This is a genomic window from Microbacterium deminutum, assembly GCF_039530205.1.
Lineage (GTDB): Bacteria > Actinomycetota > Actinomycetes > Actinomycetales > Microbacteriaceae > Microbacterium > Microbacterium deminutum.
On record NZ_BAAAOG010000002.1, the window covers coordinates 180,159 to 192,530 of the forward strand.

At 67.5% G+C, this 12,372-nt stretch carries 10 protein-coding genes and 1 tRNA gene; 5 read left to right on the forward strand and 6 right to left on the reverse strand.

Translation table 11 applies throughout. From position 1 onward, the window contains the following. The first annotated feature begins 146 nt into the window (after positions 1–146). The 3 genes from ABD212_RS07120 (at position 147) to ABD212_RS07130 (ending at position 3,345) form a co-directional block, all read left to right on the forward strand. Complete coding sequence (locus ABD212_RS07120) at positions 147–1,451, forward strand: right-handed parallel beta-helix repeat-containing protein (RefSeq protein WP_344092804.1); 1,305 nt, start codon at positions 147–149, stop codon at positions 1,449–1,451. A 140-nt stretch (positions 1,452–1,591) separates the two neighbouring features. Further along, on the forward strand, positions 1,592–2,194 hold the full coding sequence (locus ABD212_RS07125; RefSeq protein ID WP_344092807.1) for a hypothetical protein: 603 nt from the start codon (positions 1,592–1,594) through the stop codon (positions 2,192–2,194). Continuing rightward, positions 2,191–3,345: a Dyp-type peroxidase gene (locus tag ABD212_RS07130; RefSeq protein ID WP_344092809.1), complete on the forward strand. Its 1,155-nt coding sequence runs from the start codon at positions 2,191–2,193 to the stop codon at positions 3,343–3,345. Before ABD212_RS07125 ends, ABD212_RS07130 begins: the two co-directional genes overlap by 4 nt. 470 nt (positions 3,346–3,815) lie before the next feature. Here ABD212_RS07130 and ABD212_RS07135 read toward each other — a convergent pair whose 3' ends face one another. Beyond that, positions 3,816–4,112, reverse strand: a complete 297-nt coding sequence (locus ABD212_RS07135) for a hypothetical protein (protein WP_344092812.1) — start codon at positions 4,110–4,112, stop codon at positions 3,816–3,818. A gap of 1,169 nt (positions 4,113–5,281) precedes the next feature. Here ABD212_RS07135 and ABD212_RS07140 point away from each other — a divergent pair. Beyond that, positions 5,282–6,991, forward strand: a complete 1,710-nt coding sequence (locus ABD212_RS07140) for a SulP family inorganic anion transporter (protein WP_344092815.1) — start codon at positions 5,282–5,284, stop codon at positions 6,989–6,991. Between the two features lie 389 nt (positions 6,992–7,380). Here ABD212_RS07140 and ABD212_RS07145 read toward each other — a convergent pair. The 4 genes from ABD212_RS07145 to ABD212_RS07160 form a co-directional block, all read right to left on the reverse strand. Next, positions 7,381–7,471, reverse strand: a tRNA-Ser gene (locus ABD212_RS07145). A gap of 123 nt (positions 7,472–7,594) precedes the next feature. After that, on the reverse strand, positions 7,595–8,497 hold the full coding sequence (locus ABD212_RS07150; protein ID WP_344092817.1) for an LLM class F420-dependent oxidoreductase: 903 nt from the start codon (positions 8,495–8,497) through the stop codon (positions 7,595–7,597). 83 nt (positions 8,498–8,580) lie between these two features. Continuing rightward, complete coding sequence (locus ABD212_RS07155) at positions 8,581–9,423, reverse strand: class II glutamine amidotransferase (RefSeq protein ID WP_344092820.1); 843 nt, start codon at positions 9,421–9,423, stop codon at positions 8,581–8,583. Positions 9,424–9,602: 179 nt separating this feature from the next. Next, the gene (locus ABD212_RS07160) at positions 9,603–10,838 is read right to left on the reverse strand and encodes an FAD-dependent oxidoreductase (RefSeq protein WP_344092822.1); all 1,236 of its coding nucleotides are present in this window, start codon (positions 10,836–10,838) and stop codon (positions 9,603–9,605) included. Between the two features lie 78 nt (positions 10,839–10,916). On the opposite strand from ABD212_RS07160, the gene ABD212_RS07165 reads away from it, so the two are divergent. Further along, the gene (locus tag ABD212_RS07165) at positions 10,917–11,867 is read left to right on the forward strand and encodes an L-lactate dehydrogenase (RefSeq protein WP_344092824.1); all 951 of its coding nucleotides are present in this window, start codon (positions 10,917–10,919) and stop codon (positions 11,865–11,867) included. 33 nt (positions 11,868–11,900) lie between these two features. On the opposite strand, the gene ABD212_RS07170 is transcribed toward ABD212_RS07165, so the two are convergent. Next, positions 11,901–12,368 carry an SRPBCC family protein gene (locus ABD212_RS07170; protein ID WP_344092826.1) on the reverse strand — a complete coding sequence of 156 codons (468 nt, stop codon included), beginning with the start codon at positions 12,366–12,368 and terminating at the stop codon, positions 11,901–11,903. Positions 12,369–12,372: the final 4 nt, after the last annotated feature.

The following is a 12,372-nucleotide window of genomic DNA, read 5'->3' on the forward strand; positions in this document are numbered from 1 at the left end:
TCGGTTCAGCATTGCTTTCCAACACGCAGAGGCCGACTGGGTGAGGATTTTCTGCAGATTCATATGTTGCACACAGGATTCACTCAGTCAGCGACAGGCTAGCAGACGGGCTCCGGGCCCATCCGGGGGTCATCTACCCTGAAGGCGTGCACACCCTCCGCAGGTTGCTGGCCGCCGCCGCCCTCGTCGCCGTGCTTGCCAGCGGGACCGCCTGCGCAGCACCGTCGAACGACGGGCTGTTGGTGCGCGTCCCACAGGACGCGTCCACCCTCAGTGAGGCCGCCGAACAGGTCGCGCCGGGCGGCACCATCCTCATCGCCCCAGGTACCTATGACGACGAGCTGCAGATCAACACCCCGGACGTCACGGTGCGCGGCGAAGACCGCAACGCGACCGTGATCGACGGCGGCGGTATCCGCCCCTACGGCATCGTGAGCATCGCCGACGGCGTGACGGTCGAGAATCTGACGGTCACCGGTGCCACCTTCTACGGGGTGCTGTTCACCGGACTGCACGACAAGAACGGACCTTCCGCGCCGACCGCTGACGGATACACCCCGTGGGATCCGGAGGCATTTCCACCGCTGCAGAGGTTCCTCATCGACCATGTCACCGCGTACAACAACGGCCTGTACGGCATCTACGCGTTCAACGCGCAGCACGGCGTCATCCGCGACTCCTACGCGTCGGGTTCTGCAGACAGCGGCATCTACGTCGGCCAGTGCCGCAACTGCGACGTACTCGTCGCCGGAAACGTCGCCGAGCGCAACGCCGTCGGGTTCGAGAACGCCAACGCCAGCGACTCCGTCGTCATCACCGGCAACCGCTTCTCCAGGAATCGCGTAGGACTCACGCTGCTGTCCAGCTATCAAGAAGCGTTCACCCCACAGCACGCCAACCAGGTCGTCGGCAACCTGATCAGCGACAACGATGCAGCAGATTCCCCCTCACAGGCGGAAGGGGGCTTCGCGACGGGAGTCGGCATCAGCGGCGGTGAGGCCAACATCTTCGAACGCAATCGCATCTCGGGCAATGCCCGCGCGGGCGTGATCCTGACAAACACGGAGGACCTGCCGGCCACCGGGAACCGCTTCACCGCCAACGTGTACGCCGCCAACGGCGTGGACCTGGGCAACGTCTCGGCCGCCCGCACCCCAGCCACCTCGAACTGTGCCGAAGACTCCCCCTCGACCGCGCCAGCAGCTCTGGCCGCCGAGTTGACCGCCGGATGCGACGGTAGCCACGCCGCGCAATCCGCGACGGATGCCGTGGCCGGCCCAGACGCGCCCATCGGAAGCAGCTTCCGCGACGTCGCGCCACCCGCCCCGCAGCCGAATCTCGCGAACCCGACAGAACGAACGACACTCCCGAAGACCATAACCATGCCCGACTTGGAGGCCGTCGATGTACCCGCAGACGACTTCCTAGCGGATCGAGCCGGCAGCAGATGAGTCACGCGCAACGGTTCGGCTCCGCGGCCCTCTCAATCGCCATCGTGTTGGTGTTGTCGGCCTGCACCCCAAACCCGACCTCGAGCACACCCGATGCCAGCGCCAGGCCGGTCACGACAGAAGAGGCGCAATTGCTCGCCGTGACACGCTTCAACAACTACGACGCCGGGACGCGGCCGTTCTCGACGACCCTCACCCAGCAAGGCGCCCAGCTGACGGTCACCGGCTGGATCGACTACGTCGCCCACGTGGGATACGCCGCCGTCACCGGCGCATTCCACCCGCAAGCCATGGTCTGGAGCGACAGCACCGTTGGAATCATCCCGCAGACACCGGACCACAACGGGAACCCGATCCTGCCGATGCCCGCAGCCGATGCCGACTGGCATTCCCGCCCACTCGATCCGACTACGTCGCGTTTGGACGCGATGCTCGCCGTGCTCAGTTCGCTCGGCAGCGATCGCCCCGACAACCCGCTCCTCGTACAGCAGACCGGCGCCCTGTGGCTGCGCGACGACACCGTGGACAGCACCCCCGTCTCGGTCTTCGCCGCACCGCCGACGGACAAGCCTTCGGATGCGAGTTCCGCGCCCATCACGGCCGAGACCTCATCGTTGCGTCTGTGGGTTGACGACACGGGGCTGATGAGGCGTGCCGAGGTTCGGTTGGGAGACGACTGGACCACCGCCGACATGCCAGACGGTGCGGGACCCGCGCTTGCCCTCCCCGAGGGGGCGCAATGACTGCACATCAACCGGACTCCCACGAGATCTCGCGCCGCACCCTGCTGTTCAGCACAGGCGCCGGCGCTCTCGCTGTTGGCGCAGCCGGCGTAGCTGGCTACGCGGTCGGATCGAGAACCACGGATGGACCAGCATCCGCCGAGCCGACCGTCGCCGCCGCCGGTGACCACCAGGCAGGGATATCGCGCCCCGCCGTGCCACAGCGGCATTGCCTCGTCAGTGTCGGCACACTGACTTCCGTCGACCTGCAGTCCTCACTACATGCACTAGGAATCGCGATTGCCCGGCTGACAAACCCGGATGACCCTGTACAGGACATCACCCCGGACGGCCCGGGGAACCTGACCATCACAGTCGGCCTCGGCTCGGCGATGCTCGCCCGCACCAGCCAACCCGGCGTCGCCGACGCCGTCGCGCTCCCAGTCTTCCGCGGCGACGACAAGCTGCCCTCGGCACGGCGCGGCGGCGACATCCTGCTCAGTGTCAACGCCGACGACCCCATGATCCTCGAGCCCATACAGGCCGAACTCACGGCGGCGATCGACGGCTTCACGCCGAAATGGTCGGAGCTCGGATTCCGTGGACGGGCAGCCGACGGCGTCGCCCGCAACCCACTCGGCTACCTGGACGGCATCATCCGACCCCACACTCCCGAACAGTTGGATAGCAACGTCTGGATCCGCAATGGCCCGCTCGCCGGGGGCACGATCTGCGTCATCCGCCGATTCCAGCTCGACATCGCGGCCTTCCGGGAGTTGCCGAAGCGCAGCCGAGACCAGATCATCGGACGCCACCAATCGGACGGCTCGCCCTTGTCCGGCGGCACCCGCGACGACCACATCGACCTGGGCGCGAAAACCGCCGCAGGCGAACTGCTGGTGCCCGCGCACGCGCACGCACGCGCGGCACACCCGTCCTTCACCGGCAGCGCGCTCATGCTCCGGCGCAGCTACGGCTACCGCGCCTCCGCCGCCGACCACGGGCACCTATTCATCTCTTATCAGAACGACGTGCAGACATTCGCACGCACCCAGCTCCGGCTCGACGACATCGACGACCTCATGATGTACGTCTCCCCGACCGCGACGGCCTCGTTCGCGATCCTCCCTGGCTTCGACACGGACCAGCCGCTGGGGGCACCTCTGTTCTGACCGCACTCACACGCTGTCGTGGCCGTCGGCGCGCTTCGTCCGCAATGGCAGACGACACGGCCGAGCGTCGGCGAACGTGTGATCGACGGACACGCCCTCCACCCAGCCAGCGGTGATCAGTGCGGCGATCCGATCCCGATATTTGAGGTCGGACCGGGCCCTCATTTGAATTGGTCGGATCACGCATTGCGGACAGTCAACGGAGTTGCGATCCCGACCTACGGCGGGGCAGATTCCCACCGCCGATAGTGAAGAGGCGATCGGGGGGTTCGCCCATCATCCGGGTCGGGTGACAACCCGGGCGTCCGAGTCATCACCCCTCGGATGTCGTCGGAATCGGCGATGGCTCTGAGGGCGATTGCGCTTGCTGGAGTTCGGCGATCGCCTTCTCCCGCTCAAGGATCGTCCCGGCATCCACCGTTCCCGTCGGCTCGACGCCGAGCCGGATCTGGAACGGTGGAGCGCTTCGGTCAGGGCAGCGTCCAGGGGCCGTCCGCGGGGCCGTCCCAGAAGCCCGCGAGTATGAGTGTCTGCTGCACTGCCGCCGCCGTGGCCACGGAAATCTGTGCGGCGGCGCGGCCTAGTGCGAGCAGCTCGGCCTGCAGTGCTTCGGCGGTCGCCTTGTCCGCGGTGCCCGTTACTGGCTGCGTTCCTCTTCTGCGGCTCTTCGACCGCGGCGAGGGTCGCCGTCCCGTTCCGTCGACGGAATCGGAGTAGTACCCCGCGGTGGCGAGATCCTGCTGCAGAGCTGTCGTGTAAGTGGCCACAGCCGCCTGGGCCTGTGCTTCTGGTCGTCGGGCAGGCATCCCGCGTCGGCGAACAGTCTCAGTGATGCCATCTCGAGGGCAACCGGGGCACTGTTGAACTGCTCCGCACCGTCGGCCAACGGCGTCTCGTCGCTGATCGAGCTCTGCGCGTCGGCGAACTCCGACTCCGCCTGCGTGACCCGATCCACCGATGCTGCCGGCGCGAGCGGCGCGGCGGACGTCGACTCGACCTCGCATTCCGCGGGCACATCGGTGGAGCCCGCCGCGGCTCGCCGCAGATCCGCCTCCGCGTCCACGCGCTCCTGTTCGGCAGCGACGAGCGTCTGCTGCGCTTCGGCGGCGGCCGCGGCGCTGTCGAGTGCGGCGGCGCTCGGATCGGCGAGGTCGGCGCCCGCCGCCCTGACATCGCCGACCGTCGGGGCCGTGTCGTCGAGGATGTGAGGATGTCTCCGTACTGGTCCAGGGCCAGGATGTAGGCCTTGCTCGATTCGCAGAAGGCCGCCGACGCAGCGGTCAGGGCGGCCTGGGCCTGCGTCACCGCCTTCTCCTCAGCGCTCACCTGAGCCTCGCCCGATCGACAGCGCTGACACCCTCCCCGCACCCCGCCAATGCGACCGCCATGAACGCAGTTGCTACCGCCATCGCGGGCCGCATCGTCGATGCGCCGATCTTCATGAGTGATCTCCGATCACGAACCGAACTGCGGTCGCAAAAAGGTCGGATCTCGGCGGCGAAATAGGCGCGGCCGCGGTGAGGTCGCGGCACGCTATCCCTCCGCCACCTCGGACCATCACCCGAAGCGAATGATCTCGGCCACGGCCACCCATGAGGTGCAGTCGCACCGGTGACATCACGATGCCCGCGGCACCCTGGGAGCGGTACCGAGCCCATGGATCGACTGGGTCGGTGGTTCGATCTGCGCGGCATCCCCCGGCATCCTCGATCGGAAGCGGCAGGGCTTCTCAAAGTTCCGCCTTCGGTCCCGCTGCACGCTGTTCGCCCGCGCATCCGCTGGGTGGATATTCGTTTCCGGCGGGAGGCTATGGCCTGTTCTTCTGCGACGTATCATGCCGTCAGGGTGATCTCGGCAACACCGGTCCACGGTGCCAGCGAAGCGCGTGTCAACCTTGCTGGGCTCCTACCGGACGCGGCGATGGTCGGAGGCAACTGTGCGGACAGAGGCGACGAGCAGCTCCAGCGGGTTCCTTCCGATCCTGCACTGGTTGCCCCGGTATGAAGCGCGATGGCTGCGCGCGGACGTCATCGCAGGCGTCGCCGTCGTGGCGATGATCGTGCCGAAGAACCTCGGGTATGCCGAGATCGCGGGCGTCCCGGTTCAGAACGGCCTGTACGCTGCGGCGGCCGGCGCGATCATCTACGCGCTGTTCTGCACGTCACGTCAGATCTCCACCGGCCCGAGCTCGGCCCTGTCGACTGTCGCGGGGGGTGCCGTCATCGTGACCGGTGTCACCGGCGGGGATGCGGCGCATCTCGTGGCGGCCATCACGCTGGTGACCGGCATCCTGTTGCTGCTTCTGGCGCTTTTCCGAATGGGATGGATCGCCCAGTTCCTCTCGAAGGCCGTGGTCACCGGGTTCCTGGCCGGGGCCGCGGTCGACGTGGTCGTTGGCGAGCTGCCCAAGTTGACCGGCACCACGAGCGAGGGCGAAAACGTCTGGCGGGAGTTTGTCTCGTGGATCATCGGGCTAAACGCCATCCACCTCCCGACGCTAGTGATCGGCGCGGCGGCCCTCGCGGTGATCGTCGCGCTGCGATTCTGGGCGCCGAAGGTGCCTGGCGCGCTGGTGCTGGTTGTCGGCGGCCTCGTCGCCTCCTCCCTACTCGACCTCGGCGCGCGGGGCGTGGCGCTGGTCGGTGCGGTGCCGAGCGGGCTGCCCGCGCCGCAGCTGCCGAGCCTCGACATTCTGCTGCCGAACGTTCCTGAGATCGTGATCGCGTCCCTGGCGCTGCTGCTGATCGGGTTCTCACAGACGGCAGGCGACGCCCGATCCTTCGCGACCCGACACCATTACCGCATCGATGCAAACCAGGAGGCGGTCGCCCAGGGGATGGCCAACGTCGGCGCCGGTCTCATCCAGGGGATGCCGGTCTCGACGAGTCTGTCTGCCAGTTCACTGAACGAGTCCGCCGGTGCGCGCACGCCCGTGGCGTCGCTCACCACGGGCGCGCTGGTGATCCTGACACTGCTGTTCCTCGCGCCTCTCTTCTCGGAGTTGCCGAAGGCCGTGCTGGGAGCAATCATCATCGACGCCGTCGTGTTCGGGATGATCGACCTCAAGGAGTTTTCCCGGTTGCGGCGCGTGTCCAGGTTCGACTTCTGGATCGCTGTCGCGGCCGTGGTGGGTGTGCTCTCGGCGGGTGTGCTCTTTGGGATCGTCATCGGTGTCGCACTGTCGCTCGGGTGGCTGATCTACGTCTCAACACGGCCCGCCATGCCTCTGCTCGGCCGTGAGCCGGGCACCCAGGTGTTCCGCGACATTGACCTCAATCCTGCCGATGAGACCATCCCCGGCATCGTCGTGATACGTCTGGACGGCGGCCTGTTCTTCGCCAACGTCGAGGCATTCGATGAGCGGATCCGCGAAGTCATCTCGGGCGACCCGCCCCCCACCGCACTGGTGATCGATCTGGAGGGCGTCGCCTTCGTCGACTCGCAGGGCGCGGCGAAACTCACCGAGCTTGTCGACCTGACCGAAGCGGAGGCCGTCACGCTGCGGCTGGCGCGAATCAAGCCACAAGTCCTCGCCGTGCTGAAGGCCCAGGGCATCATCAATCGGATCGGTACCGACCACCTCCACGGCAACGTCCACAGGGCCGTCGAGGCGCAACTGTCTCAGCGCGCAGACGAAGAGAGGTGAGGAGCCTACTCTGATGCGCGACGCTTCGAGTCAGCTATCTGAGATCAGCCCTACCGTTGGGGCGAATGCCCACGGCTGATCCGGACTTCCGAAGTCCGGATGTTCGAACCTGTCGAGGCGCGATCTGCCGTGGGTAATCACCCCACACGAGGTCTTGTGGGCAAACTGTGGGCACGGGCCCCGCGGGCGCCTGTGCGACGTCTGCGCCGATCGTTCTCAACTCGTCTGAATCCCGCTCGTTCCGCCAGACCCCGATCGCCGGAGCGCGACCGCCGGCGTGAGAAAACGCCTGACCACGGCCGTGCCCACATCTGAGATGGACTGAAGCGGATTCAAAAGGAATGAGGCGGATCGAAACCGCCTGAAAAGGAAGTCGATCCGGCCCAAAATGGCGGTGACGGTGGGATTTGAACCCACGGTAGGGGGTTACCCTACACAACTTTTCGAGAGTTGCACCTTCGGCCGCTCGGACACGTCACCGCCGAAGAGTTTACGTCACGTTGCACGCAGTCGCGAATCGAGCACACTCCGAGCTGCCCAGGGGGCGCGCTCGCTCAACCACCCGTACCGCCGACTCCGAGTCGGCCGAACCCACGGCATCCGTCAGCCGACTTGATCCGCGACGTCGGCGATCAGCTCCACCACGCGCGATGGCTCGTCGATGCCCACCGAGAACACGTAGGTCGCGGTGAACCCCAGTTTGGCGAGGTCGGAGACCGTCGAAGCGATCGACGACGATGTCGACTCCGGGTTCACGCCGATCATCGCCGTCTTCTCGATCTCGTCGTAGTCGCGGTCGACGTCCTCACAGTGCGATCGCAGCACGTCCAGCTTGTGGGTCGGTAGCTCGTCGCGAACGCCGAGGTTGCAGGCATCCGCGTACTGCGCCACCAGGCGCAGCGTCTTCTTCTCACCACCGCCGCCGATCATGAGGTACGGATGCGGTCGCGCGATGCTCTGCGGCGAATTCAACGCCCGCTCGAGCTGATAGATCGCGCCCGCGTACGGCTCATCCTCCTCGGACCACATCTGCAGGCAGATCTGGATCGTCTCCTCGAGCTTGCGGAATCTCTCGGCGACCGGCGGAAAGTCGAAGCCGAGCCCGAGAGACTCCTGCTCGTTCCAGGCGGCGCCGATGCCCAGTCCGACGCGCCCTCCTGACAGCACGTCCAGAGTCGTGACCTGCTTCGCGAGGAGCGCCGGCTCGCGGTAGATCACGCCCGTGACGAGGGTGTGCAGCAGCGCCTTCTCGGTGTTCGCGACGATGAATCCGAGCGTCGCGTACGCCTCGAGCATCTCGTGCTCGACGGGTCCGATGCCGGGCAGCTGCCAGAAATGGTCCATCACGGTGATGCGCTGGATGCCGGACGCCTCGGCATTGCGGACGTGCCGCGCGAGCGCCGGCCCGAGCTCTCGCTGCCCGCTGCTCCACGTGAAGTCCGCGATGTGAAGTCCGAATTCCATGGGCGAGAGCTCCGTTTCGAGGTCGTGACCGGATGCCGCCATCCGGCCGCACTTTTCAGGCTAGGGGCGATCGGCTGGCCGAGGGTCGGATCGCGGCATCCGATCGCCGACGCCGCGCGGATGGCTCACGCGGCGGCATCCAGGAACGGCTCGTGGTGATATCCGGTGCGATCGAGCACCGCGACGGTCGACTCCGGCACCTCGAGGAACGCGCCTGGCAGGTCGTTGAGCGGCTCGGATACGACGACCTGCGCGTGATCGCCGAAGGTCGCGAGGCGCTCGACATCGGGGTACATCTCGCGCAGGGTCGGGATGTCGGCGGAGTGGAAGAGCGTCCGCGACTGCCCCTGCGACGAGTAGCGGAACGCCCAGACCGTCTCGCCATCCGACGCCGCGATCGTCCCCTGCATGGGGAACTTCACGCCCGCCGCGTGGCCGACGGATTCGATCATCCGGATCGCGTCGCCCACCGCCTTGATGGGATCATCGGCGAGCCCCATGGTCAGTGCGAGGTGGAACAGCACCTCGGAGTCGGTGGTTCCGCGGATGTGCGGGTAGAGGGACGGATCCACGGCCAAGGCGAGGTCGCGCTTGGTCTGCGCGAACTGCGAGATCACCCCGTTGTGCATGAAGAGCCAGTTCTCGTATCGGAACGGGTGGCAGTTGGTCTGCTGGATCGGAGGACCACCCGCAGCTCGCACGTGCGTGAAGAAGAGCGGGCTGCGGACGGCGCGGCTGATCTCGCGCAGATTTTCGTCGTGCCACGCCGGCTCGATGCTGCGGAATCTCGACGGTGCCGCACCGTGAGCAGCACCCTCGGGATACCAGGCGAACCCGAATCCATCGCCGTTCACGGGTTCTGCGCCGAGCGGCGAGTTCAAGGACATCGCGACGACGGAGTGGACCGGGTCGAGGATCAAGGTGGAGGGCTGGAGGGGCTCTCCGGTGTAAGCGAGCCAGCGGCACATGGTCTGCCCTCCGAATCCGTAGCGACGGGAGCCCGAAGGCGAACCGAGGGCGCCCGAGTGCCAGTATGTCGCGTCGGATGGGCGTCACGGGCGTTTCGTCTCGCTGCGCTCGCTCAACGACCGGGCTGGGCGTCACGGGCGTTTCGTCTCGCTTCGCTCGCTCAACGACCGGAGGCCGCTCAAGGCCTCGCGCCACTCCGGATCCGTTCGGGGCGGAAGCCGTAGCCGACGATCCGCGCCAGGATCGGGCGCGCGGTCGGGATCGCCACGCGCATCACCATTCGCTCTCGCCGGGTCGGCGGGTTGTGCAGCAGGTGCAGTCCGCCGCCTGAGCCGATCACCCCGTGCGCGATGCGCTGGATCCGCTGCATGAGGGCGGTCGGCAGGGCGCGGCGGCGCTGCAGGGCGCCGAGCGCCCGGTCGATCGCCGCCGGTGGCGCGGCCGGGTGGTTCAGCACAGGGATCAGCAGGTTCGCAGCGGCGACGGCATCCTGGACCGCGTAGTTGATGCCGACGCCGAAGATCGGCGACATCGCGTGCGCGGCATCGCCGATGCACAGCGCGCCGGGACGCCACCACCGGCGCAGCCTGTCGATCTGCACGGACAGCAGCTTCACGTCCTCGAACGAGGCGAGCTCCCGCGCGACGCCGGCCAGTCTCGGAGCCGCAGCGGCGATGCGGGCGCGGAACCCCTCGATTCCGACGGCGCGGATGCTGTCGAATGAGCCTTTCGGGATCAGCATCCCGCACTGCAGATAGCCGGGTCGCGGGATCGTCACCAGCATCGCGGTCGGCGAGCCCCAGATCAGGGTGTCGGGCAGCGGGTCGACCGGTCGAGGGATTCGGAACCACGCCACGTCGATGGGCACCCCGTACTCCACGGCCACGAGGCCGAGCGAGTTGCGCACGGTCGATCCACGCCCGTCGGCGCCGATCGTGAGGTCGGCTTCGACCCGCAGCGCTCCGTCGGACGTCTGCGCCTCGACGCCGACGATCCGGCCGCCCTCGGTGATCGTGCCGGTGACGTCGGCGCCCATGAGCAGCCGGAACGTCGGATGCCGCCGCGCGGCGCCGGCGAGCATGTCGAGCAGATCCCACTGCGGCATGAGCGTGACGAACCGGTTGGGAGCCGGCAGCGAGCCGAAGTCGATGGCATGGACGCGGACGCCGTCGATCACGGCGTCGAGCGTGTGCAGCGGGGCGTGCGGGATCGCGTCGAACTCGGCGCGCAGTCCGAGCTGGTCGATGACGTTCAGCGTCGACGGATGCACGGTGTCACCGCGGAAGTCTCGGAAGAAGTCGGCGTGCTTCTCGAGCACTATCACGTCGATGCCGCCGCGGGCGAGCAGCAGCCCGAGCATGACGCCCGCCGGTCCGCCCCCGACGATGCAGACACGGGTGCGCTCGGTGATCATCATCGCAGGCTAACGCTCGGACGGGCGGGCGGCCAGGGCGCCTTCCGCCCGGCATCCCGCCACTGCCATGCTGAGTCCATGGCTGTCATCGAGAACTCGAAGCTCACCATCGTCGGCGCAGGGAGCGTCGGCTCCAGCACGGCGTACGCGGCACTGATCCGCGGGTCCGCCAGACACGTCGCCCTCTACGACATCGCGACGGCCAAGGTCGAGGCCGAGGTGCTCGATCTCGCGCACGGCACGCAGTTCACAGGGTCGAGCGACATCACGGGCGGCAGCGACATCTCGGTGGTGGAGGGCTCGCACGTCGTCGTGATCACGGCCGGAGCCAAGCAGAATCCCGGGCAGACCCGCATCGAGCTCGCCGGCGTCAACGCCCGGATCCTCAAGACGATGATGCCGCAGCTGCTCGAGGTCGCGCCGAACGCGATCTACGTGATCGTGACGAATCCGTGCGACGTCCTCACCGTGCTCGCGCAGGAGGACACCGGGCTGCCGCCCGAGCGGCTGTTCGCCTCGGGCACGGTGCTCGACACCTCGCGGCTTCGGTGGAAGCTGGGGAAGCGCGCGGGGGTCTCGACATCCAGCGTCCACGCCTACATCGTCGGCGAGCACGGCGACACCGAGTTCCCGCTGTGGTCCAAGGCCTCGATCGGCACGGTGCCGATCCTGGAGTGGGAGACCGCCGACAGTCCCCGCATGACGCAGGACGAACTGGATCAGATCGCCATCGATGTGCGGGATGCCGCCTACAAGGTCATCCAGGGCAAGGGCGCGACGAACTACGCCATCGGGCTCTCGAGCGCCCGGATCGTCGAGGCTGTCCTCAACGACGAGCATGCGGTGATGCCGGTGTCGCCGGTGCTGCACGACTTCCACGGCGTGGACGGCGTCGCCCTGTCGGTGCCGGCGATCGTAAGCGCGGCAGGCGCGGTGCCGATCCCCGAGACGCAGTTCGCGCCCTCCGAGCACGAGCTGTTCCTGCGGTCGGCCGACGCGCTGCGCGCGGTCGCGGAGTCATTGCGGTGATCCCGCGGCGCGTCGTTCGACTCTGAGAATGCTCTAGGTCTCGACCGCACGCTCCGCGTACCGCGCGAGATTCGCGAGGGATGCCGCGAACCCGGCCGCGTGGTCCTCGGCCGAGATCCCCGGCGGAACGTCGTCGGCGCGGAACGTCACGAGCGTGCCGCCATCCACGGGCTCGAGCGACCAGGTCATCACCATGGTGCCGGCGTAGGCCGGGTCGTGTGCCACGAACTCGACCTCCTGCACGACATGCTCGCCCGGCGCGAGCTCGACGAAGCGCGCCTCGACGACATCCGTGTCGCTCGTCGTCTTGCCGACGCCCTCGCCCTGGTAGGTGAGGCGCATCCGGTAGCCGCCGCCCGGCCGCAGGTCGAAGTACTCGAAAGAACCGGTCATGCCGGTCGGAGGCAGCCATACGGCGAGCGCATCCCGGTCGGTGAATGCGTCGTAGAGCGCCTCCGGTGAGGCATCGATCACCCGGGATGCCATGTCCGTCCTCCGCATGAGC